16 protein-coding genes and 3 pseudogenes are annotated in these 22,911 nt (G+C 71.1%); 10 read left to right on the top strand and 9 right to left on the bottom strand.

The genetic code is table 11. The features are described from left to right. Nucleotides 1-151 precede the first annotated feature (151 nt). Complete coding sequence (locus ABGB16_RS24110) at nucleotides 152-1,408, top strand: MFS transporter (protein ID WP_347670368.1); 1,257 nt, start codon at nucleotides 152-154, stop codon at nucleotides 1,406-1,408. A 253-nt stretch (nucleotides 1,409-1,661) separates the two neighbouring features. Here ABGB16_RS24110 and ABGB16_RS24105 read toward each other — a convergent pair whose 3' ends face one another. Next, nucleotides 1,662-1,865, bottom strand: coding sequence for a hypothetical protein (locus ABGB16_RS24105; protein ID WP_347670367.1), 204 nt, complete (start codon nucleotides 1,863-1,865; stop codon nucleotides 1,662-1,664). A gap of 818 nt (nucleotides 1,866-2,683) precedes the next feature. Between ABGB16_RS24105 and ABGB16_RS24100 the strand changes: the two genes are divergently transcribed. The 6 genes and pseudogenes from ABGB16_RS24100 (at nucleotide 2,684) to merB (ABGB16_RS24075) (ending at nucleotide 8,734) form a co-directional block, all read left to right on the top strand. Continuing rightward, nucleotides 2,684-5,167: a tetratricopeptide repeat protein gene (locus tag ABGB16_RS24100; protein ID WP_347670366.1), complete on the top strand. Its 2,484-nt coding sequence runs from the start codon at nucleotides 2,684-2,686 to the stop codon at nucleotides 5,165-5,167. Between the two features lie 5 nt (nucleotides 5,168-5,172). Then, complete coding sequence (locus ABGB16_RS24095; RefSeq protein ID WP_347670365.1) at nucleotides 5,173-6,534, top strand: condensation domain-containing protein; 1,362 nt, start codon at nucleotides 5,173-5,175, stop codon at nucleotides 6,532-6,534. Between the two features lies 1 nt (nucleotide 6,535). After that, on the top strand, nucleotides 6,536-7,765 hold the full coding sequence (locus ABGB16_RS24090) for an MFS transporter (RefSeq protein ID WP_347670364.1): 1,230 nt from the start codon (nucleotides 6,536-6,538) through the stop codon (nucleotides 7,763-7,765). A 352-nt stretch (nucleotides 7,766-8,117) separates the two neighbouring features. Then, nucleotides 8,118-8,273: pseudogene (locus tag ABGB16_RS24085) on the top strand (DUF4158 domain-containing protein); the annotation flags it as partial. After that, entirely contained in the window at nucleotides 8,274-8,516 is a 243-nt protein-coding gene (merB, locus tag ABGB16_RS24080; protein ID WP_347670391.1) for an organomercurial lyase, read from the top strand. Next, nucleotides 8,513-8,734, top strand: a complete 222-nt coding sequence (merB, locus tag ABGB16_RS24075; protein ID WP_347670363.1) for an organomercurial lyase — start codon at nucleotides 8,513-8,515, stop codon at nucleotides 8,732-8,734. The genes merB (ABGB16_RS24080) and merB (ABGB16_RS24075) overlap by 4 nt, the downstream gene beginning before the upstream one ends. 214 nt (nucleotides 8,735-8,948) lie before the next feature. On the opposite strand, the gene ABGB16_RS24070 is transcribed toward merB (ABGB16_RS24075), so the two are convergent. From ABGB16_RS24070 to ABGB16_RS24035, 8 genes and pseudogenes are all read right to left on the bottom strand, one after another. After that, complete coding sequence (locus ABGB16_RS24070; protein WP_347670390.1) at nucleotides 8,949-9,320, bottom strand: metalloregulator ArsR/SmtB family transcription factor; 372 nt, start codon at nucleotides 9,318-9,320, stop codon at nucleotides 8,949-8,951. 167 nt (nucleotides 9,321-9,487) lie between these two features. Continuing rightward, nucleotides 9,488-9,895: an arsenate reductase ArsC gene (locus tag ABGB16_RS24065; RefSeq protein ID WP_347670362.1), complete on the bottom strand. Its 408-nt coding sequence runs from the start codon at nucleotides 9,893-9,895 to the stop codon at nucleotides 9,488-9,490. Nucleotides 9,896-9,908: 13 nt separating this feature from the next. Continuing rightward, nucleotides 9,909-10,424 (bottom strand): annotated as a pseudogene (locus tag ABGB16_RS24060) (N-acetyltransferase family protein). A gap of 20 nt (nucleotides 10,425-10,444) precedes the next feature. After that, nucleotides 10,445-11,158 (bottom strand): annotated as a pseudogene (locus ABGB16_RS24055) (MIP/aquaporin family protein); the annotation flags it as partial. Continuing rightward, nucleotides 11,155-11,529, bottom strand: coding sequence for a metalloregulator ArsR/SmtB family transcription factor (locus ABGB16_RS24050; RefSeq protein ID WP_347670361.1), 375 nt, complete (start codon nucleotides 11,527-11,529; stop codon nucleotides 11,155-11,157). The pseudogene ABGB16_RS24055 and the gene ABGB16_RS24050, both read right to left, overlap by 4 nt. 59 nt (nucleotides 11,530-11,588) lie before the next feature. Next, the gene (locus ABGB16_RS24045; protein WP_347670360.1) at nucleotides 11,589-12,326 is read right to left on the bottom strand and encodes a hypothetical protein; all 738 of its coding nucleotides are present in this window, start codon (nucleotides 12,324-12,326) and stop codon (nucleotides 11,589-11,591) included. 100 nt (nucleotides 12,327-12,426) lie between these two features. Further along, nucleotides 12,427-13,587: an alkaline phosphatase PhoX gene (locus ABGB16_RS24040; protein ID WP_347670359.1), complete on the bottom strand. Its 1,161-nt coding sequence runs from the start codon at nucleotides 13,585-13,587 to the stop codon at nucleotides 12,427-12,429. Between the two features lie 263 nt (nucleotides 13,588-13,850). Beyond that, the gene (locus ABGB16_RS24035; protein WP_347670358.1) at nucleotides 13,851-15,185 is read right to left on the bottom strand and encodes a phytase; all 1,335 of its coding nucleotides are present in this window, start codon (nucleotides 15,183-15,185) and stop codon (nucleotides 13,851-13,853) included. Between the two features lie 140 nt (nucleotides 15,186-15,325). Between ABGB16_RS24035 and ABGB16_RS24030 the strand changes: the two genes are divergently transcribed. The 3 genes from ABGB16_RS24030 (at nucleotide 15,326) to ABGB16_RS24020 (ending at nucleotide 22,827) form a co-directional block, all read left to right on the top strand. After that, nucleotides 15,326-16,429, top strand: coding sequence for an endonuclease/exonuclease/phosphatase family protein (locus tag ABGB16_RS24030; RefSeq protein WP_347670357.1), 1,104 nt, complete (start codon nucleotides 15,326-15,328; stop codon nucleotides 16,427-16,429). Between the two features lie 503 nt (nucleotides 16,430-16,932). After that, entirely contained in the window at nucleotides 16,933-18,063 is a 1,131-nt protein-coding gene (locus ABGB16_RS24025) for a HupE/UreJ family protein (RefSeq protein WP_347670356.1), read from the top strand. A 33-nt stretch (nucleotides 18,064-18,096) separates the two neighbouring features. Continuing rightward, nucleotides 18,097-22,827 (top strand): PQQ-binding-like beta-propeller repeat protein, encoded by a 4,731-nt coding sequence (locus tag ABGB16_RS24020; RefSeq protein ID WP_347670355.1) that lies wholly within the window; start codon nucleotides 18,097-18,099, stop codon nucleotides 22,825-22,827. Nucleotides 22,828-22,911: the final 84 nt, after the last annotated feature.

The following is a 22,911-nucleotide window of genomic DNA, read 5'->3' as shown; positions in this document are numbered from 1 at the left end:
TCGGCGCGGACGTGACCGACGCCCGCCGGGGCCGGGACCAACGACCCTGGGTCGACCGCTGCCGGCGGGCCGATGATTACTTTCGAATCGGAAAGCGATGCTCTTCCCTGTCCCGGCCCCGGAGCCGGGCCGTGTGCCGACGAGGTGACCCATGACCATCACCGGCAAGCAGCGCGTGGCGGCTCCCGCCGCCGGCGCCACCCGTGCAGCAGTCTTGAACCTGGCGCTCGCCACGCTCGGCTTCCTGCTCAACTTCTGGGCCTGGGCGCTGCTCGGCCCGCTCGGCCCGGGCATCAAGGAACGGCTCGGGCTCAGCTTCGCCGCCCAGTCACTGCTGGTCGCCGTGCCCGTAGTGGTCGGCTCGCTGGGCCGGATACCCGTCGGCGCGCTCACCGACCGGTACGGCGCCCGGGTGATGTTCCCGCTGGTCTCCCTCGCCACCATCGTGCCCGTACTGGCCCTGGCCTATGTCTCGTCGTACCCCGCGCTGATCGTGGCCGGCTTCTTCCTCGGCATCGGCGGCACTGCCTTCGCGGTCGGCGTGCCCCTAGTCTCCGGCTGGCACCGGCCCGCCCGTCGGGGCTTCGCCATCGGCGTGTTCGGCATCGGCACCGGAGGCACCGCGATCGCCAACTTCACCACCGTCCGGCTCGCAGACGCGTACGGGTCGAAGGCACCCTTCCTCCTGGTCGCGGCGGTCCTCGCCGGCTACGCGGTGCTGGCGTTCCTGCTGCTGCGCGACGCACCTGGCCGGCAGCGTCCCGCCGGGTCGGCGATGGCCCGGCTGGTCGGGGTGGGCCGGCTCGGCGTCACCTGGCAGCTGTGCTTCCTCTACTCGGTGGGCTTCGGTGGGTTCGTCGCCTTCAGCGTCTACCTACCCGCCTACCTGCGCACCGCGTACGGTCTGGAGACCGCCGACGCGGCGCTGCGCACCGCCGGCTTCGTGGTGCTCGCGGTGGCGGCCCGGCCGATCGGCGGCTGGCTCTCCGACCAACTGCACCCCGTCCCGGTGCTGGTCTGGTGCTACGCGGGCGTCGCCGGCTTCGCCGTGGTCCAGGCGTTCCAGCCACCCCTGATGCCGCTCGGCACGATTGCCTTCCTCGGCATGGCGATACTGCTCGGCGCGGCCAGCGGTGGGGTCTTCGCCCTTGTGGGCAGGGTCGCCCCGGCCGACAAGGTGGGCAGCGTAACCGGCCTCGTCGGCGCCGCCGGCGGCCTGGGCGGCTTCGTCCCGCCGCTCATCATGGGCTGGGTCTACGGCCTGCAGTCCTCGTATGCGATCGGCCTGATGCTCCTGTCCGACGTGGCCCTGGCCGCCGCCGTCTACACCGCAGTAAAGATGAGCGGCCTCGCCCGCCCTCGGAACGGTGGTCATGAGCAGGGCCCCGGCGGCGACGCCGATGGTTAGGTGGTGGCCGCGAGGACAACGCCAGCATGGACAGTCGCGGCGGCAACACGGTTGGTAGCGCGAGAGTCCGGCGGTGGCGGGCCGGAACCCGCAGGGAACTGTACGACCACGAACGCTGCACGGCGCGTAGTAGTGGTCGAACCGCAGCATCGCTGGGGGGCGTCTACAACCGCCGCCACTCCGCATTCGGCTACCTCAGCCCCGCCGACTACGAACAGAGCCTTACACCGACTACGCTGCATCAGATCGCGGCTTAACCCGGTGTCCACATCCCGGGGAAGCTCACCTTCCGCACTGCGTCGGCCAGCCGCCGCCGATAGCAGCCATGCACCCGACTCGACACCGTCGCGCAGTCCGGGCAGGCCGCCATCGTCGCGCAGGCCGTCGCTGAGATGACCACCTTGCCGTTCACCACCGCGGCATCCTCAACCGTCACCCCGTCGAGGTGGGACATCACCGCCGGCATCATGTCAGACCACAGTCGACGATCATTATCCACTCGCCGTGACCGGCCGGGCGCGGTCTCACAACGAGTGGATCAGAGCCGTTTGCGATGGCCGGGCTGGGGTGGTGGTTGATGGCCACCCCCGACGAGGCGTAGACGGTCACAGCGGTCCTTCTCTCCCTCTCACGGCAGGTGAGGGGGCCCGGAAGCCACCCTTACTGATGTTGACCAGCGAATCACGGGGCGTGCGTACCTGTTCGCCATCCTCCGCGACCCTCGGATCCGGCCCGTTGGGTAGCGCCGAGTTCGTAGCGCGGCGCCGGCCCGTGGGTCGCCCATACCTTCCAGTTGCCCATGGGTCCATGCGGGCGGGATCGAATGGGTCGGGGACCGCGAGGTAGTCGGCGGCCCGAGAACGTCTCTCGGTGCATCCTGCCGCGCAGGTCTGCTCACTGGTTCCGCCGGCAGCGCGGTCGCCGCCCGGGCCGAGTGGCGGCGCACCGCCCCCGCCGGCACCTGACCCGGCCGTCGGCCGTTCCGGTCGGCCGGGGCACGGCGGGCACCCGCCGTCGATCGTCCTCCGTTGATTGACTGTGATCAATAACTGGGCGAGAATGGCGGGAAGGGGGCCGTCATCGCCCGTCTTCCTCGCCCGAGCGGGAGGAGGTGTCGAGTATGGAGCGCTACGAGGACCTCGAAGGAACCGCCGTGGGTCTGATCAACGCCGTCATCAACTGACCCGCGGTCACCAACCGGGCGGGCGCGCGCTGTCCCATCGCCGCGTGTCCGCCCCTCGGCACCGAACCAACCGACCGGGCGGGAGGAAAGGGATGGCCGACATCACCTGGCGGGATCCGGCGGCGTTGCCGCTGCGCCCGCTCATCGACCTGACCGCCGATCCCGCGGTCCCGCCGGCCCTGGTCGCCGAAACGGCACTGTTCTGTGCCGGCCGGTCCGACCCGTGCGGCTGGTTGCCCGCACATGCGCCGCCCGCCGGCCTGCGCCGCGCGATGCACCGCTCCGGCCTGCTCGACGCCAAGGACACACTCGTCGCGCCGCCCCACGTGCGTGAGCGGCTCGAGACCGAGGACCACGCCGGCCTCCTGTGGGCAGCCCGACTGATGCGCGCGCTGGGCCGCCGGGAAGACGCCGCGAAACTGCTGTGGCGCCTCGGTGAGGACGTACCGTCCCCGGTGCGCGCCTGGCGGGATCTCCTGCTCGCCGAGGACGGCCGGCAACCACTTCCCCCGGTGCCGCCCGAGGCGGCGGGCCTGCCGGTCCGCCTCGCCACCGCACTGGCCCGGGCCGGGCATGCCGCGACGAGCGGGCAGCCGGCCGGGGAGGCGCTCGCCGCGGCGGAGTCCCTGGCCGCCGGCCTGGCTGGCGACCGGCTCGGCGTGGTCGCCCGGGCCCGGATCCTCGCCGTGCGGCTGCGCTGCCCGGGCGAGCCGGGGCCCGAGGCCGACACGGTCCGCGCCGTCGTCCGCGACCTGGGGACGGACCGGGACGACTTCCTTGCGCGCGACGCCGCGCTGGCGCTGCTGCGGGCCGCCGCCCGCGCCGCCCTGAACGAGACCGGGGCGACCGGCGCCGAGCCGGCGCGCGAGTTCGCCGGCGCCGCCCTCGCCCTCGATCCGACCGGCGCGGCGACCTGGCTCCTCGCGGCGGACGCGGCCCGGGCGGTGGGCGACCAGGAGGCGGCCCGCACTCACTACCGGGTGGCCGCCCGGACCGGGCTGGCGGAGCGGACCGCAGCGGTGGCCGGACTGCTCGACCTGGCGACCCCCGCTGCGGCCGTCGAGGGCGGCGGGCCCGCGGCGACAGCCGACACCGGCGGGCCGGCTGCGACAGCCGACACCGGCGAGCTGGTGGGGGCGCTGGCCGACCTGCTCGCCTCGGATCGCCGCGAGGAGCGGGACCGGTTGGAGGTTCTCGTGGCACGGCGCCCGGCGTTGGGTGGCACGGTCTGCGCCGACGCGGTGCGTTGGGCGGTCGCGGTGCGAGAGCCGGCGGCCGGGGCGCGTCCGCTTCCGCTCGAGCGCTACCGGCCGTTCCTCGACCTGAGCCCGAGCGAGATCCTCGACCCGGTCGACTCTCCGCCGGTCGCGATCCACACGCCACTGATGTCCTACACCGCCGTGCTCGAGCGTCGCGAGCCGTGGTTCCGGGAGATCCACCCGCAGCGGGCGACGGCCGCCATGTTCCGCGACGAGATGCAGGCGACGGCCGCGGTGTACGGGTACGCCTCCGGTGGCGCTTCGGCCGACTACCGGACCTGGCTGGCGGCGCCCGACGGCTGCCCGCCCGAGGTGCGGGACCGGCTGGCCAACGCGTCGGACCTGCCGCTGCTGGACCGGGCGCTGCTGGGCCGGCTGCTGTCCGCCGTGGGTTTCCACGCCGAGGCCGAGCAGATCCTTCCAGGGCCAGACGTGCAGGTGCGCGACCCCGTGGGCGCGTACGCGCTGGCCAGCTGGATCTTCGCCGAGCAGATGCTCACCACGGGGCACGCGGCCGAGCTGGAGCCGCACTTCCGCACGCTGTACGACCAGCTCGGCGACGACGTCCGGTACGCCCGCACGAGGGTGGTCACCACCATCAACGCCACGGTCAACGCGGCCCGGCGCCGGGAGCCCGAAACCATTGCTCGCTGGCGCAAGCTCGGCGAGGAGGACCTGGCCCGGTACACCGCACTGGCCGAGGTGTCGGAGTTCGACGCCGCGATCATGACCAGCAGATGGTTCAGGGCCATGGGGTTCCTGCCGTTCCTCACCGGCGACCGCGACCTGCTGCGCGCGGACATGGACCGGTGGCTCGGCATCGCCCGGGAGCTGACCGGGCACGACGAGCACACCCGGGTCATCGCCGCGGACAACTACTTCCCGGCCGTGGAGACCGCCGTCCGCACCCACACGTACCTCGGCGAACGCGACACCGCGCTGGCCCTGGTGGACGAGTTGGCGGAGCGGATCGACCCGATCGACCCGAAGACCTGGCTTACCGCGGGGGAGCTGCGATACCAGGCCGGCGACGTCAGCGGCGCGCTCGACGCGTACCTGCGGGCCGCGCACCTGCAGTTCCCGTACGGCCGCATCTCCTGGTTCAACGCCGGCCAGGTGCATGAGGAACTGGGCCAGGCCGACCTGGCCGCCGAGTGCTACCGCCGGTCGCTCGCGCACTGGCCGACCGGCGTGACGCCGCTGCGCCGGCTGCGCGACCTGCACCTGCGCGGCCGGCTGCCCGATGACCGGGGAGTGCTGGCAGCCTGGGCCGCGGGCCAGCCGGCGTGGTCACGGCTGCCCGCGTTCGAGGGGTGAGCCGGGTGGGGGTGCCGCCCTACGGAGCGCAGCGTGAACTGCTGCTGCTGAGCGACACCGACGAGGCCGGCCTGCCCCGGCACAACCCGATGCCCCGGGCCTGGACGCTGTGGCACGTCCGCGGCGAGGTGGACGTGCCCCGCCTGGCCGCCGCCATGCGGGCCGTCGCCGCCGGCAACGACGTGTGGCGAGCCCGGTTCGCTCCGGGCCCCGAGCTGGTGTGCGGGGCCGAGCAGCCGTTTCCGGTGACCACGGTGGACTGTGCCGACATACCGGCGGACCGGCGGCTGGAGGCGGCCGGGGCGGCGCTCGGCGTCGCGGTGTACGCACCGATCGACCTGCGCCACGACCCGCTGGCCGGCGCCTGCCTGGTCCGGCTGGCGCCGGACGACCACGCGCTCGCCCTCGTGGTGGACCACGGCTTCGCCGATCACGCGACGCACACCCGGTTCGTGCGCCACACGGCTGCGGCGTACGAGCATCCCGAGCGCACGCCGCCGCCGGTGCCCTCGTTCTTCGCGCACGTGGCCGAGGCCGCTGCGGACTCGCGGCGGTCCGCCTCCCGGGAGTTCTGGGCGGAGGCGATGAGCCGGGAGGTCCCCGCCGTCGCCTTCCCCGGCGGGCGCTGGAAACCGTGGCGGGACACCACTGCGACCGCCGCCTGGCCGCTGCGGCTGGGTGGCGACACCGCGGGGGCCATCCGGCGTGGCCGGGAGCTCACCGGTGCGACCGGCTCCGGCCTGCTCCTGGCGGCCCTGTCGTTCCTGCTGGGACTCTGGACCGAGGCGGACGTCCCGGTGCTGTACGCGCGGGGCGGCCGGTGGACGCGGGAGAGCCTCGAGGTCCCCGGCGCGCTGCACGAGGCGGTCGTGAGCGTGCCGCCGGACGACATCCCGTCCCCCTCGCTCGCCGGCTGGGTCCGCGGCCTCGCCGCCGCCAACGCCGCCGCGCCGCCCCTGCTCGGCCAGTGGCTGACCGACTTCGGTGGGGTCGAGGCCCTGCGCGAACGGCGCCGCCTCGTGCTCAACGTGGTGGCGGCGGAGCGCACCTTTACGCTCGGCTCCGCCACGATCGGCAGGGCGGGCCGGCTGCTGCGCGGCGCCGTGCGCCCGCCCGCCAGCCGGCGCGGGTTCCCCGCCTACAACGCGTTGCATCTGGCGGTCACGTGGTCGGCTGAGCAGCCCGAGCTGACCGTCCACCACGACCCCGAGGTGCTGCCGGGCGCCGAGCCGGTGGGTGCCGCTCTGGTCCGGTTCTTCGAACTGCTCGCGGAGCGGCCCGACATCGAGGCGGACCGGGCCGCCGACCTGCTGCGCGCGACCTGGCTGCGGGCGGCCGACGTCCCGACCACGGCCGCGCCGACCTGACATGGCGTACCGCCGCTCCGGGCTGCTCCGGCAGCACGACTTCCGGTCCCTGTGGCTCGGGGCGGTCGCGAGCCAGTTCGGCGCCCGGATGGCCCTGGTGGCGCTGCCGTTGGTGGCGGTCGGCCCGATGCACGCCTCCGCGTGGCAGGTGGGTCTGGTCGGCACGCTGGGCACGGTCGCGTTCCTGGTCGTCGGCCTGCCCGCCGGCGCGGTCGTCGACCGGGTGCGGCAGCGGCGGCTGCTCATCGGCACCGACCTGGGGCGGGCCGCGCTCATCGCCTCGCTGGCCGTGCCGGCGGCGCCGGGCGGCGTGGCGCTCGGCCAGTTGTACGTCGTCGTACTCGGCGTCGGGGTGCTCACGGTGTTCTTCGACGTCGCGCACCAGAGCTACCTCCCGCGGGTGGTGCGGCCCGAGGAGTTGGTCGAGGGCAACGCCCGCCTGAGCACCACCCTCGCCGTGGCGCAGGTCGCGGGTCCCGCGCTGGCCGGGCTGGCCGTCGAGCTGGCCGGCACCGGACCCGCCGTCCTGCTGATCGCGGCGGGGTTCGCCGGGTCCGCCGCGTACCTGGCCCGGATCCGTGCGGTCGACTTGCGGCCCGCCACCACCGGCCGGTCCCGGCTCGCCGGGCAGATCCGGGACGGCGTGGCCTACGTGCTGCGCCACCCGGTGCTGCGCGTGCTGGCGCTGGCCGGCGGCGCGTACAACATGTTTGCCCTGGTGTTGCAGACGATGGTGCCGGTGCGCCTGGTCAGCGAGCTGGGCGCGTCCCCGGCGACGGCCAGCGCGTACTTCAGTGCGGGCGGCACCGGCGGGATCCTCGGCGCGGTGGTGGCCCGGCGCCTGGCCCAGCGGCTCGGGCAGTATCGCTCGGCCTGGCTCTGCCTCCTCGTCACCGCGCCGTTCGCGCTGCTCACACCCCTGATCGACAGCGCCGGCCGGATCTGGCTGGCGGCTGGCGGCTACCTGCTGCTGTGGGCGGGTGCGACGGCCTCCAATGTGGCCCAGGTCAGTCTGCGGCAGCAGCTGTGCCCGCCCGAACTGCTCGGCCGGATGAACGCCACCATGCGGTTCCTGCTCGGCGGGGCGATGCCGCTGGGCGCGCTGCTGGGCACCGTGCTGGGGGCCGCCGCCGGCGCCCGGGTGGCCCTGTGGGTGGGTGCGGTCGGCCTGCTCCTCTCCTGCCTGCCGCTGCTGCGCCTGGGCGTCCCGGCCGACCGGCAGCCCGCGTAGGCCACCTGTGGCGGGAGCCTGGAGTGGGCGCCACGTCCGACTGCACCGGCTCAGCCCTCGAGCCGGTCTCACAGCAACAGGGGGTTCCGGTAGTCCTGGCGGAAAGACCAACGGATATGGCTAACCTGCGGAAACGCTGGGGTCGATGACGATTAAATTGATGATCTCCTATATGTTCGCGCCTGGTTTGTCCGGTGGTGTAGGGAGTGTGCGATGGCGACGCGGTTGTTCCCCGATGACCAGATGGAGCCGTTGAAGTCGTACCCGGACATCGGCACGGACGAGTTGATCCGGTTCTTCACGCTCACCGCGGCGGACGTGGCGTTCATCGCCAGGACGGGGACGGGGTCCGGCGGACCGGCTTGGCCTGGCTGTGCAGCTGTGCACGTTGCCGTGGCTCGGGTTCGTGCCGGATGAGGTGCGGGCGGTGCCGCCGGTGGCGGTGATGCGGCTTGCCGACCGGCTCGGCGTCGACCCGCAGGGAGCGGATGGCCGCTGCGTGGGGTGACTGACCCCTGGACCCAGGCGTCTGGTCGCGGCCTACCCGTTCTCCCCAACGCCAACGCCAACGCCGCACGTGGTGGCACTCGGCGATATCGAGGTGTTCGCGATGTGTGCCATCGACGCGTTGGGCATGCCGTTCATGCTTGGCGCCGACGCGACGATCACCTCCACCGATCCGCACATCGGCCAACCGGTCGGCGTAACCATCACCAACGGTGCCGCGACGTACCAGCCGGCGAAGCGGTGATCGTGTACGCGGCCACCGGAGACACCGGTCGCCCCGTGGATACCTGCTGCTCCACCATCAACTTCTTCACGAGCGCATCCAGCGCTCAGGCATGGATCACCGCGCATCCCAACCTGGCCGCCACGGATCTCGACCAGGAGCAGGCCGTCACCCTGGGCCGCGACATCTTCGAACCGCTGCTCGCCCGCCACACCGCCCTCGACCACCGCTTGGTCTGATGCCCGGTCGGCTATCGCCACCGTTGAATGCGGCTCACCAGCCGGCGCCGCCGGCTGGCCGACGACGGGCAAACATTGGTGTCCCTACTCCGCAATCACGGCTCGACGCCGATCGGGCATCGTTGATGAGGCAAGACCTTGTCGGCGTGCTCGACGCCGTGACCAGTGCGGACCGGCACACCCGCAGAACCCGAGCCGTTCTTCGCGGGTGCGCTCAGCGGGTCTTCTTCGTCGCTCGTTTGCGGGGCGGGGTTAGCAGGTCGGCGATCGCGGCTATCGCGGACGGCACGAGGCGGTAGTACGCCCAGACGCCGCGCTTCTCGCGTTCGAGCAGGCCGGCTTCGGTGAGGATCCGAAGGTGATGGCTCACGGTCGGCTGGGAGAGACTGAGCGGGGCGGTGAGGTCGCTGACGGACGCCTCGCCCTCGGGGGCGGACTGGATCAGGCTGAGCAGTCGCAGTCGGGCTGGGTCGGCGACTGCCTTCAGCACTTGCGCGAGCCGCTCGGCGTCAGCACGCTTGATCGGCTCACCGGCGAGCGGTGAGACGGCAGGCGTTGCGGTTTTCGTAGTTCCCACGTCTTCCATCGTTGCACCAACACCATCGATACGCCGGGTGAACCAGGACCCGGTCACCGTCATTTTGCGGGGCAGGGAGCAGTGTTGGTCTGTCCCGGCCGTGTCAGCGGCCGGATGAGCGCGTGTCGGCCCCGCCCAACGGGTGACCGGGCGGACGGGTAGCGCCGGCGGATGGGTCAGGTGGTGGGGCTCACTTCGGTGAGGAGCTTCTCCACCCGGGCGCGGATCTCGTCCCGGATCGGGCGGACCGCGTCGACGCCCTTGCCGGCGGGGTCTTCGAGCTTCCAGTCCTCGTAGCGTTTGCCGGGGAAGACGGGGCAGGCGTCGCCGCAGCCCATGGTGACGATGACGTCGGAGGACTCCGCGGTCTGGTACTCGAGGAGCGTGGGGGTCTGGTCGGTGATGTCGATGCCGACCTCGCGCATGGCCTCGACGGCGGCGGGGTTGATCTGGTCGGCGGGTGCGGAGCCGGCGGAGCGGACCTCGACGGTGTCGCCGGCGAGGTGGCGTAGCCAGCCGGCGGCCATCTGGGAGCGGCCGGCGTTGTGGACGCAGACGAACAGGACGGTGGGCTTGTCGCTCATCTGTGGGTTCCTGTCAGGTGATGGTGGGGCTGCGGCGTTCGATGAGGGTGACATCGCGCCAGGTGCCGTGGTGGCGGCCGATGCGTTCGCGGGTGCCGACGGTGCGGAATCCGCAGGCGGTGTGTAGGGCGAGGCTGGCGGTGTTCTCGGGGACGATGCTGGACTGGATGGTCCAGATGCCGGTCTGCTCGGTGGAGGCGATCAGGGCGTCGAGCGGGAGCCGGCCGACTCCTCGGCCGTGGGTGTCGGGGTGGACGTAGACGGAGTGCTCGACCACCCCGGCGTAGACGTACCGGTCGGACACGGCCGAGTAGGCCACCCAGCCGAGGACCCGGCCGGCGGAGTCGACGGCCACCCAGCGATGGTCTGGCAGCCGGGTCGCGGTGAACCGCTCTCAGGTCGGTGGCTCCGTTTCGAAGGTGGCGTGGCCGGTTGCGATGCCGAGCCGGTAGATGTCGAGCACGGCGTCGGGGTGCTGTTCGCCCGTTGCGGTGATGGTGATGCCGGTGGTGCTGGCGGGAGCGGTCATCGATTCTCCTGGGCAAGGTGCGGCACGACGACAGCGTCGGCGGAGTCGGCGGCGTGGGGGTACCAGGCGTTGAGGGCGGCGATGGCGATCAGGCCGCCGACGAGTTGGGCGGCGATGAAGCCGGGCACCGAGGTGGGGGCGATGCCGGCGAAGGTGTCGGTGAAGGCCCGGCCGATGGTTACGGCGGGGTTGGCGAAGGAGGTCGAGGACGTGAACCAGTAGGCCGCGCCGATGTAGGCGCCTACTGCGGCCGGTGCGGCGGAGGTGCGGCCGCTGCGGGCGAGGGCGAAGACGAGGACGACGAGGCCGGCGGTGGCTACAACCTCGGCCAGCCACAGGTTCCCACCGGTGCGGTCGGTGCGGGACCAGGCCACGGCGGGTAGCCCGAACATCAGGTCAGCCAGGGCCGCTCCGGTGATCGCGCCACCGATCTGGGCGGCGGTGTAGGCGGCGAGGTCGCGTCCGGTCAGGCCGGTGCCGGTGCCGGCGCCGCGGCCGAGCCACCAGTCGACGGCGGAGACGACCGGATTGAAATGCGCGCCGGACACCGGGCCGAAGGTCAGGATCAGCGCGCCCAACGCGAGGGCGGTGGCGATCGCGTTCTCCAGGAGCTGGAGGCCGACGTCGGTGGGGGAGAGCCGGGCGGCGGCGATCCCGGAGCCGACCACGGCGGCGACCAGCAGGGCGGTGCCGGCGAATTCCGCCGATGCCCGCCGGGCCAGGGTGAGGCTCACGCGGTGCCACCGGCGGCCGGGGTGATGGACATCTCCAGCAGCGAGCCGAGCTGCCGGAACGCCTCCGGCTTCACCCGGTACCACACCCAGGTGCCGCGGCGCTCGGAGTCGACCAGGCCGGCTTCCCGCAGCAGCTTGAGGTGGTGGGAGATGGTCGGCCCGGACAGGTCGAACGCCGGGGTCAGGTCGCAGACGCAGATCTCCGGCACCGAAGCGATCATCGACATCAGTCGCAGCCGGACCGGGTCACCCAGGGCCTTGAACATCGGCGCGACCACCGCTGCCTGATCGGCGTCCATCGGGCTGGCCGCGATGGGGGAGCAGCAGGCGACCGCGTTGAGATCCACCACCGGCAGCGCTTGTTTCGACATTCCTCTAGGTTGGCAGATTTCGAAACAGAGTGCAATGTGGTTCCTGCTTCGAAAAGCATCTAGGCAAGAGTGAAGCGATGATCAAGCTGTTCCGTCGCCGTCGCCGTCGCCGTCGCCGTCGCGTCGACGCCGAGGACGTCGGTGCCGCTGGCCGTCGGGACCCCAGTGCCGATGCGACGGCTCGTCAAAGACGGTGACGAAACCGTCGACCAGGCTGGGCCAGGTCGGCGTGTCCCACCGATGGCGGCACGCCAGCCCACCGTGTGCCGCGGCGCGCCAGGCGGAGTGTCGGCCACCCCGTTCCTCGGCTGCGACTGCCCGCCCGCCCAACACTCCGGCGACATGTCGCTGTATTCCGCGAGGTCGTCGCCGGCGATCTCGACAAGCCGCAAGCCACCCGGCAGCAGGCGCTGCGAGTTGACCAACCAGCGCCAGATCCGTACGGCCCGCCAATCCCGATCGTCCACGCTAACGTCGTCAAGCTGCCCAGTGGCGGCATCTGCTGCCAGGTCCACCTCATGGCGGCAGCGCCGGATGATCTGCCGTACCCGCCAGCAGGTTCGTGATTTGATGCGGAGCATGTCGCCGTCGATGGGTGGCCCGTCGCCGGCGTGCCAGTCCTCCACCGCGCTGTTGCGCCACGCGTTGTTGACCACGCCGGTGGCAGCGAGATCCCGGCAGCGGTTCGGGCACGGTGACAGCCGGCGCGTTTGACACAGACGAGATCGGTGATGATGGCAGGCGGGCATGACTTGTTTCGAACGATCAACAAGGCGTAGAGACCCCTCGATGATCATCTGAACCGGTCATGCCCGCTTTGCTGCCACGAGCAAGGGCGCGTCTACACCAGACAGGTCGGGTCAGACACCCTCACGACGTTGCCGGGGAATTGCGGGGTCAGGTGCGGAATGGTCCGGTCACGCAGTAGGTGATGCCGCCGGACGAGGAGCCCGTTGTGCCGCGCTGGGACGAGAAGTAGAGCCGGTCGCCGGCGGGGGTGAAGGCGGGGCCGGTGATTTCCGACGAGCTCTGTCCGTTGATTCGTAGGAACACCGAGATCGTGTCGTCTGGGGTGATCATGCAGATCTCCATGTTGCCGCCGTCCTCGGCGACGTAGAGGTCTCCGAACGTCGAGCCGGTGACGTTGTCGACGCCGGTGAGCGGGGCGGGGCCTGGGTTGACCAGGCTGTCGTCGTAGGCCAGTTCGTAGGTGTTGTTGGTGAGGTTGACCTGCCAGACCCGGTTGTCGCCCTTGGTGGTGAACCAGACGGTGTCGTTGGCGTAGTGGCAACCTTCCCCACCGTTGAAGACCTTGGCGCCGGAGACCTGTTTGCGGGTGGCCTTGGGCGACCCGTCCGGGTCGGGGATGGTGGCCCACGTGTATGTGCCGGACGTTGCGGTACCGGCCACGAGGACCTGCAGGGTGCCGGTGGAAAGGTCGCCCCAGGTAGTTGGGACGAAGCGGTAGAACCGACCGTCGGTTTCGTCCTCGGTCAGGTAGATGACCTTGCGGACCGGGTCGGCGGCGGCGGCTTCGTGCTTGAACCGGCCCATAGCCGGGCGTACGACGGCCGTTCCGCCCAGGGGATAGGTCTCCCAGACGCGGCCGAGGCTGATCTCTTCACAGGACAGCCAGGTGTTCCACGGGGTCTTGCCACCGGCACAGTTGTTGTCGGTGCCGGACAGGATGCGGGAGGCGCCGGTGATCTGGCCGCTGGAGTTGAACGAAATCATCGATGCGCCACCGCCCGACGTGGCACTGGTCTCGGCGTTGGACACGTAGATCCAGCCGGTGCCGTTCGCGATCACGGCGCCACCGTCCGGCGCGTTGTGCCAGACGTACGATGTGCCGGGCACTACCTGGCCGGACCGCGCAATGATCTGGCTGGTGAAGCCAGCCGGCAGTTGGATGCCGTTGGCGTCGGCGGCCTGCAGTGGGCCGTAGGGGCTGGCGGCGTTCTGTGCCGGTGCCGCGTACGCTGTGGACCATGCCGTGAATGGCAGGACCAATCCACCTGCTCCGGCGACCGTTGCCCTCAGTAGTGTGCGCCGATCCATGAATCCTCCTCGAAATCGGGTACAGAGAACGTTAGGAGTGGTTTGCTATCTGGCGGCCAAGCGTGAGGTGAACGATGCGCGGCGGCCGCTTGGCGATCGGTGGACGGCAATGTGACAGCCGGGCGTGTCAAACCCGGAGACATGCGGCATCGCCGATGCCGGCGAACATCCCGAGCTCGATGCACACGCGAAACGGCCTGCTCCGAAACGGGCTGCTCCAGGGGATCTGGAGCAGGCCGTTTCGCGCTTGCGGGCGGCTCAGCTCAGCGGAAGCGCGGATCGTTTCCGGTCCGGATGTCCACGGTCAGCGACATCGCACCCGCGATGTCACCCCACGAGACGTAGGAGAAGTTCGTGGCGTCGCGCTCGTCGTCAACGTCGGGCCCGGTTTCCGGCTCGTCGTGCGTGACGAGCAGGCCCTGCCGGTAGTCGCCGACGGGGCGGTTCGTCACGGCGAGGCCGTCGGAGCCGTTGATGTCGTCGGCGCCGTCGACGCCCTTGACCTGGAAGCTGCCCAACGCTTCGTTCGCGCCCTGGCGCTCGTAGACCACGAACGTGTCGTCGCCCTGGCTCGACACGAGGACGTACCCGCTCGCGCCCGGCCCGTAGTAGATGTCGACGCCTTCGGCGTCGGCCGTGAGCAGGTTTCCGCCGTAGCCCTTGGCGTTCGGGTCGACCGGCTGGCATTCCTCGGTCTCGCTGTCGTAGACGTCGTGGATCCCGAAGTCCTTCACCCGGTCGATGAGCGTCGGCTGGCTGGCCGAGCCCAGCGGCAGCTGCAGCCGCCACAGGCCGACGTCCTCCTGCGCGGCGTAGAGCACGCCCGACGCCTGGTCCACTGCGACGCCCTCGAACTGCGGCAGCACACCCGGCTCTTCGCAGGGAACCCAGGTCGTCCCGTCGGGCAGCCGGAAGGTGCCCGGCATGGTGAGCCGTCGGATGTCCGTGTAGCCGAGTTTGCCGCCGATCTCGACGATCCGGGCGGTCGCGACGGTCGTCGCCCCCTCCTGGGTGACGACGGCGTACGACTCACCGGGCCGCGGCTGCCAGATGGCGAGGCCGTACGCGGTGTGCTCCTCGTCTACGGCCGCACGGTCGGGGTTGAAGAGGAAGTTCTGGTCGGCTGCGGTGACCTCGACCAGCGGGGTACGCGCCGTAGCACCGGCCGGGTTGATGACGAAGAACCGGAGCTGGTCGTTGTAGCGGTCCGAGACGACGGCGACATCGACCGTGCGACCCGCCAGGCTGACGCCGTACGCGATGTCGACGTTGTTGTAGCGACCGACGGCGGTGTCGATCCGCGGTGCCTCGGTGGCGGGCAGCGACTGGAGCTCCCGCGAGCCCATGTCGTAGACCCGGAGGCCGCCCTCCTTGGCCGTCACGATCACCATTGACTTCCGGGAGTCCGCCGGGTGGACCCAGATGGCCGGGTCGTCACCGGAAGCGTTCCCGCCAGCCTCGTCGTCGTACAGGACCGGGGTTTCGTTGTCGGTGGTCACGACAGCGGGTTGTGTGGTGGCGGCGCTGGCGTGGGGCGGGGCGAGCAGCGCGGCGACGACGGCACCCACGGCGACCATGGCGTTCAATGTGTACGTCACGGCAGCCAGACTCCGGGCCGGAGATTGCCGCCGATGGGATCAGCGGTTGCCGTGGATGAAACTCGGCGCATACCCGGCCTCCATTTGTGCGCCTCGGTGATCTCACCCGGACAACCCGTTGATCAAAATAGGATGTAGCGGTGACCGGCGGTGAGCGGGGGCAGACGATGACGCAGGTGGACACGGCGGGTACCGGGCAGGGCGACGCCGGCCGCCGGGATGCCGGTGCCGGGACTTGGCGCGTGCGCATCCGCCGGGCGATACGCGCCGTCTTGCGGCCGAGCCCCTGGAAGCGCGGCTTGGTGCTCGCGGCGCTGGCGCTGCTGCTCGGCCTGATCCTGTTGCTGCACGCGCAGATCACGGACCGCGGGGGCCTCGGCAGCCTGGTGGAGACCTTCCTGCCGTGGTTCGGCCTGTTCATCCCCGTACTGCTGATCGGGGCGCTGTGGCGTCGTTCCGCCTCCGCGGTGGCCGCGCTGCTGCTGCCGGCTGTGGTGTGGCTGAACCTCTTCGGCGGGCTGCTTGGAGACAGGTCCCGCCCGGGCGGCGACCTCACCGTGGCCGAGCACAACGTCCACGCCGACAACTCCGACCCGGCCGGCACTGCCCGCGACCTGGCCGCCTCCGGTGCGGACGTGCTGGCCCTGGTGGAGCTGACCCCGCAGGCCACGGGCACGTACGAGAAGGAGCTGGCGAAGGCGTACCCGCACCACACGGTGCGGGGCACGGTCGGGCTGTGGAGCAAGCTGCCGCTGTCGGACACTCAGCCGGTCGACATCCAGATGGATGCCGGGCCGCTGGCGGCCACCAAGCCGGTCGACATCAAGATGGCCTACAACCGGGCGCTGCGCGCCACGGTGGCCACGGACCAGGGGCCGCTGGCGGTGTATGTGGCCCACCTGGGGTCCGTGCGGGTGAATCCCAGGGCGGGCTTCTGGACGGCCCATCGGGACAGAAACGCGCAGGCGCTCGGCGAGGCCATTGCCGCCGAGCGGAACGAGCGGGTGGTGCTGCTCGGCGACCTGAACGGCACCATGGACGACCGCGCGCTCGCCAGCATCACCTCGCAGTTGCGCTCGGCGCAGGGCGAGGCCGGGAACGGCTTCGGCTTCACCTGGCCGGCGAAGTTCCCGGTGGTGCGGATCGACCAGATCCTGGTCCGCGGCGTGAAGCCGGAGAGCTCCTGGGTGCTGCCGGCCACCGGCGGCGACCACCTGCCGGTGGCGGCCAGCCTCAGCTGGTGAACACTGTGCACCTCTGGGCTGGTCGACGCGCTCGTCCATGTTCAAACGCTCAACGGACATGGCCCCGGTTATCGCCGAGGCGGGGGGCGACTGTGAGCCGTCGCCGTCTGCAGCGGCGCCAAGGACATCGTTCTCGATGCCCTGCTGCTGCGCCCGCACACCGAAACCGCCTGCCGCCTCGGCGGCCGCGTCGCTGCTTATCGAGCTCGGTCAGTTGCTGTTGAGCCGCGCCGCCGACGTCGACGACGTCATGCTCAACTCGGGCGGGTGCGCCCTGGGCGTCGGGATCGCCTCCGGGCCCACCCGGCTTGGCTTCGGACGCGGGCCTCGTACCCGGGCCCCAGAACCCGGCTTTCGACGCCCAGAAACCCGGCTTTCGGCCGGTGGGTGACCAGCAGCGGAAGGTTCGGTGAAAGGGGACCGTATCGAGTTGCCGGGTATGGAGCGAGCACTGCAGGGTTGGGAAACGACCGCCGTTCCCCCCACGACGGAAGTGCCTGCCTGTGCGTGTACTGGCGTTCCTTGCCGCCCTTGTCGCCGTGCTCCTCGTCGCTGCTCCGGCGCGGGCGCACGTCCGCGCGACCTCGGTCGCGGTGGACCTGCGCAGCCAGGGCGACGGTGTCGCGGCTGTCGTCGACGTGGAGTACGACGTCCTCGCCCGGCTGCTGAGTCTCGACGGTGCCCTGAGCCCGGACGCGGTCAGCGTGGACGGCGCGGCCGCCGAGGTGCCGACCGAGGTGCGGCGCAGGTCGCTGGACGCGCACGCGAGCGACGTGGCGGCGTACGTCGGCGGGCGGCTGTGGCTGAGCCGCGGCTCGATCGGGTGCACCGTTGAGGACGACGCCCGCGTCGAACTCGCTGACTCCGGCGCGGTGCGGGTCGCGCTCGCCTACGACTGCCCGGCGTCCGGCGCGCTCACGGTCCGCAGCGGCATCTTCCGCGCCTCCGACGGCGTCATCGACGACACCACCACGGTGGTGGCCTACGATATCGACGGCCGCCGCGGTTCGACGTTGCTCGACGCCGCCCGCACCAGCGTCACGGTGGGGCGCACCGACCTGCTCCGCGAGATCCCGCGGTTCGTCCGGCTCGGGGCGGAGCACCTGCTCTTCGGGCTCGACCACGTGCTGTTCCTGCTGGCGCTGCTGCTGGGCGCGAAGCGGCTGCGCGACGTCGTCGAGGTCGCCACGGCCTTCACGGTCGCACACTCGATGACCCTGGTGCTGGCCGCGATCGGCTGGGTCAGCGTGGCCGGGTGGATCGTCGAGCCGCTCATCGCGCTGTCGATCGCGTTCGTCGCGCTCGACAACCTGCTCTCGCCGAGGACGAGCCACCGGCTGCCCGTGGTCTTCGGCTTCGGGCTGCTGCACGGGCTCGGCTTCGCGGGCGTACTCAGCGTCGACGGGCCGCTGTCGGCCTCGACGCTGGCCGACCTGGTCTCCTTCAACGTCGGCATCGAACTCGCCCAGTTGGCGACCATCGCGCTCACCTTCCCGGCGCTGCTGTTCCTGCGCAGGGCCGCGACCACGCCGGTCGCCGCTCGCGCCCTCACGCTCGGCACCGTCGCGGCGACCGTCGCCGTCGCCGGTGCCGGTCTGGTCTGGTTCGTCGAACGCTCCCCGCTCCTGACCTGACATCCACCTCCCCCCCCACCCTGAAGGATCCCGATGTCCGCGTTCACCTGGACACGCGCGCGCCTGCGCGTCGTCCTGTACACCACCACGCTGGGGCTCGCCGCCAGCGTCGTGGCGGGCCCGCTCACGTCGTACGCGGCGGCCGCCATCGACCCGCCGGAGGCCACCGTCAGCGGCGTCGTGTACGTCGACGCCAACGGCGACGGTCAGCACAACCCCGACGAGGTCGGCCTGGCCGGCGTGCGCGTCTCCGACGGCAAGGTCGCCACCACGACCGCCGCCGACGGCTCCTACTCGCTGACGATCTCCACCGACCGTCGCAAGACGGACATCGTGTGGGCCGGCCAGCCGCGGGGCTACCGGTTCGGCCTGGACCAGTACCAGGAGCCGATGTTCTGGGCCAACCTCGGCCAGCTCGCCGACGACGCTACGCCGACCGCGGACTTCGCGCTCGTCCGTGACGAACTCTCCGACGGCGACACCTTCTCCTGGGCCAACATCGCCGACCCGCACGTCAACGCACAGCTGCCCGACCAGATTCGCGAGATCAACTCCACGGGCACCGACCTGCGCTTCATCGCGGTCAGCGGCGACCTCACCAACGACGCCAGCCAGGGGCAGTTCGACACGTATCGCCGCGGCACCCAGCAGTCGGCCGTCGGGGTGTGGCCGGCCGTCGGCAACCACGAGTACGCGAGCGGGTCGGCGTACGCGGACAAGATCGACAACTATCGCAAGAACGTCGGTCCGGAGTGGTACTCGTTCAACTACGGCAACCGGCACTTCGTGGTGCTCGAGAACAACGGCTCGGCGCCGTTCGACGAGGAGCTGAACTGGCTCAAGGACGACCTCGCCGCGAGCGTTCCGCTCGACGACGACCCGACCAACGACATCGAGGTCGTCGTCCTCGCCCACCAGCCGATGAACGTCCCGTTCGGCTCGCCGTCGACGTACGACGCCTTCGGCGACGTGCTCGAGCACTACCAGGCGCAGCTGATCCTGGTCGGCCACGAGCACTCCAACCACGTCGAGAACCACTCGGCGTTCGCCTCGACCGCCAAGCACATCCAGACCGTGTCGAGCTCCTACACGATCGACAACGCGCCCCGCGGCTTCCGCTACATCCACATGGCGGGTCCGGGTTTCGACAACCCGTTCCGGATGTACGGCGAGAACGAGCACCTCACCATCGTCAACCCCGCCCCGGGCACGGCCGTCCCGGCCGCCGGCTTCCCGGGCATCCAGGTCAACGCCTACGACACCGGCGACGAGGTCGTCTCGGCCCGCTACCGCATCGACGGCTCGAAGATCTGGCTGCCGCTGCACGACAGCGGCGAGTTCACCTGGCAGAGCAACCTGCCGGAGAACCTGCAGACCGTCGGCAAGCACACCGTCGAGGTGAAGGTCGTCGACGCGGCCGGCAAGACGTGGACCAAGTCCGCCGACTTCATGCTGACCGGCGAGCCCGCGCTGCAGTCCGTCGCCGGCGCCGACTGGACCCAGCACCACGGCGACGAGGCCCACTCTGGTGTGGCCCCGGCGCAGGAGCCGGGTCGCCGCCTCGCGTGGAGCTTCCGCACCGACGGTACCTTCCTCACCGGCTCGCCGGTCATCCACGAGGGCGTCGTCTACGCGGGCACCCGCGACGAGAACGGCGACGGCAACAGCCGGGTCCACGCCGTCCAGCTCAAGAACGGCAAGGAGCTGTGGAACTTCGAGGTGCCACAGTCGATCCACGGCAGCCTCGCCTACGGCGACGGCCTGATCTTCGCGCCGACCCTCGGCTCGGAGCTCTACGCCGTGGACGCGGTGACCGGCGAGCTGCGCTGGAAGGCCGTGCCCGAGCAGGCGCCGGCCCCGAACAACCAGCGCACCTACGGCTACTACTCGCCGGCCGTCTCCGGCCACACCGTGCTGTGGCCCTATCAGACCCGCTACGGCATCGGCAGCCAGGGCGTCCTCAAGGCGCTCGACACCAAGACCGGCCAGGAGATCTGGGCCGCCCCGATGTCCGGCGCGACCATGAGCGACGGCACGCCCGCCGTCATGGACGGCACCGTGTACGTCGGCAACCAGACCGCCGACCGCGTGCTCGCCTACGACCTGGCCACCGGAGCCCGCAAGTGGACCGGGGTCGAGTCGCTCGGCAGCTGGCAGGACGGCGTACCGACCGCCGCCGAGGGCAAGGTCTTCATCGGCGCCAACAACGGCATCGCCGCCCGTGACGCCAAGACCGGCGCGACGCTGTGGACCTACCGGAGCTCGCGCTCCTCGCTCGTCTCGAGCGGCTCGACCCCGAGCGCCGCGGCCGTCAAGGACGGCGTCGTCTACATGGGCTTCCCGAGCGGCGCCGTCGTCGCCCTCGACGCCCAGACCGGCAACGTCTTCTGGGAGCGGGTGCTGCCCGGCGACGTCTACCACGGTGGCGTCATGTCCAGCCCGGTCGTGGCCGGCGACACACTCTTCGTCGGCGCCAACAACGGCAGGTTCTACACCCTGGCCACCGACACCGGCCAGATCCTCTGGAGCCACGAGATCGGCACCTGGGTGGGCGCCGGCCCGGCCGTCAGCGGCAACACCGTCGTGACGGGCGCCTGGGACGGCAACCTCTACGCCTACGTGCCGGGCGGCGAGTCCGCGCAGCGCTGGACGACCGTGGCCGGCACGGTCAGCGACCCGGAGACGGGCGCTCCGATCGCCGGCGCGAAGGTCACCGCCGTCGCCGCCGGTCAGGACACCGCGGTGACAAGCACCGACGCCCAGGGCCACTACCGGATCGGCCTGCCGGCGTCGACCTGGACCGTCACGGCGGCCAAGCGCGGCCTGATCGCCGACGACCGCTCGGCGGCCAGCGTCACGGTCGGCACCACCGGCAACGCGACGGCCGACTTGAAGCTGATCAAGGTGACCCGCCCGGTCGCCGGCAAGTCGACGTACGCGCCGGACTACGGCAACGGCAGCACACGCACGGACGTCGTCACCGGCAAGGAATACTACTACCTGGCCAACGACAAGATCCGGGCGTCCGTGACGCCGTACGTCGGCGGCAACAACGGCGCCGGCGGTCTGGGCCAGGGGGCGCTGTCGGACCTCATGCTCAACGACGCCAACGGCGCCGAGACCCTCGACTGGGCCGAGATGCTGCTGCGTCCGAGTCTCACGCCGCCCGACTCGTGGGACCGGCCGAACGACCAGCTCGACCTGCCCGACCTCGCGGTCGACGGCGCTGCCGTGGTCGGCAACGGTCAGTACCGGGCAAACCCGGCGATCAAGGCGCAGGTCCGCTACGAGACCCTGCCCGACGCTCCGATCGTGAAGATGACGGTCAAGCTGACCAACACCGGCACGACGGGCTACCAGGGCTACTTCAACTACATGATCGACCCCGACAGCTCGGTCGACAACGGCCGGATCCCCGGGTTCAGCGGCATCAACCCGGGTCTGAAGACCTCGGGCTGGACCGGGAACTACGTCTACGTCGGTGCGGACGCGGCCACCACGAACGGCCAGGCCGCCCATGGTCTCGCGTGGGCGCTGGACACGCCGACCGCGGTCGGTGCGTACGGCTACGTCGAGGGTCTCTACTACGACGCCACGATGGCGCCCGGCGCCACCAAGCAGTTCAGCTTCTACCACCTGACCGACTACGCGACCGCCGGTGGCGACCCCACCCGCAACATCGAGAAGTGGGCCGACGAGATCGACCTGCACGACGCGGCCGTCCCGGACGCCGCTCGCGCGGCCGGCACGATCACCGCAGGCGGCGCCGCCGTCTCCGGTGCCCGGGTCGCCCTCGAGCAGGCCGGCACGGTGGTCGCGACCACGAGCACCGACGCCCAGGGCAAGTATCTCGTCAAGGCCCCGACCGGTCAGTACGACGTCCGGGTGTCCAAGCTGGGCTACCAGACGGCCACCGGCACGGTCACCGTACCGGCGGCGGGCAGCGGCGCCGCCGACATCGCGCTGAGCCCGGTCACGGTCGAGGCGAGCTACGGCAAGCAGATCGGCTCGGGTCTGGTCGAGGCGGGCCACGGCGACGTCATGCTCGAGAACGACAAGCTCTCGATGGCGATCGCCGACGCCTACAACGACTCGCAGCTCTCCGGTGGCACCCGCGGCAAGCCGGTCGACATCGCCGTCCGCGGCATGGCCGACCAGCTCGACTGGATCAACCTGCCCTACGTCTCGGCGACCCAGCCGACCGACGGTAGCGCGTGGGACATCCGGTCGGTGACGGCGACCGACGTCCAGATCGTCCAGGCGACCGGCGACAAGGCCGTCGTCCGGGTGTCCGGGCCGGTCAAGGGCTTCACGGGTCTGACGGCGACGACGACCTACACGCTGAAGCCGGGCGACACCTTCGCCACGGTCTCGACGGACCTGAGCAACTCCGGCTCGGCACCACTCAACGTGTGGACCGGCGACGCGATGGACCACGACGCAGCCGGCCAGACCAGTGTCATCCCGGGCGCCGGCATCGTGACGCCGGGCGCGACGGCGGCGTACGCCCCGACCAAGCCGTACATCGGCATGACCGGGACCGACCCGCAGGTCTTCGGTCTCGTCTACGGTACGCCGGCCAGCGCCTTCGACGTCTACGCCGCGGGCAACTGGGTGATGAGTCGGTTCAACGTCGACGTGCCGGCGGGTGGCTCCTACACCCTCACCCGCAAGCTCGTTGTCACCCCGGGCACCGACGCGGTGGGCATCCTCGACGGCGTTGAGGTTCCCCCGATAGCGTGGAGGCCGGACCTAAGGGGATAGATGGTCATGGCTGAAACGAGGAGACGGTTCGACCGGGAGTTCCGTGAGGGCGCTGTGCGGATCGTGCGGGAGACGGGTAAGCCG

This window comes from Micromonospora sp. B11E3 (genome assembly GCF_039871625.1).
In the GTDB taxonomy this organism is placed as follows: domain Bacteria; phylum Actinomycetota; class Actinomycetes; order Mycobacteriales; family Micromonosporaceae; genus Micromonospora.
Note: the sequence above shows the minus strand (reverse complement) of the source record. Positions and strands in the feature narration are given on the sequence as shown.

What these genes read in the sequence shown, in the direction of transcription:
- ABGB16_RS24110 (WP_347670368.1), top strand. Translation starts at nt 152, where the DNA reads ATGACCATCACCGGCAAGCAGCGCGTGGCGGCTCCCGCCGCCGGCGCC.
- ABGB16_RS24100 (WP_347670366.1), top strand. Translation starts at nt 2,684, where the DNA reads ATGGCCGACATCACCTGGCGGGATCCGGCGGCGTTGCCGCTGCGCCCG.
- ABGB16_RS24090 (WP_347670364.1), top strand. Translation starts at nt 6,536, where the DNA reads ATGGCGTACCGCCGCTCCGGGCTGCTCCGGCAGCACGACTTCCGGTCC.
- ABGB16_RS24070 (WP_347670390.1), bottom strand. Translation starts at nt 9,320, where the DNA reads ATGGAAGACGTGGGAACTACGAAAACCGCAACGCCTGCCGTCTCACCG.
- ABGB16_RS24065 (WP_347670362.1), bottom strand. Translation starts at nt 9,895, where the DNA reads ATGAGCGACAAGCCCACCGTCCTGTTCGTCTGCGTCCACAACGCCGGC.
- ABGB16_RS24050 (WP_347670361.1), bottom strand. Translation starts at nt 11,529, where the DNA reads ATGTCGAAACAAGCGCTGCCGGTGGTGGATCTCAACGCGGTCGCCTGC.
- ABGB16_RS24045 (WP_347670360.1), bottom strand. Translation starts at nt 12,326, where the DNA reads ATGATCATCGAGGGGTCTCTACGCCTTGTTGATCGTTCGAAACAAGTC.
- ABGB16_RS24040 (WP_347670359.1), bottom strand. Translation starts at nt 13,587, where the DNA reads ATGGATCGGCGCACACTACTGAGGGCAACGGTCGCCGGAGCAGGTGGA.
- ABGB16_RS24020 (WP_347670355.1), top strand. Translation starts at nt 18,097, where the DNA reads ATGTCCGCGTTCACCTGGACACGCGCGCGCCTGCGCGTCGTCCTGTAC.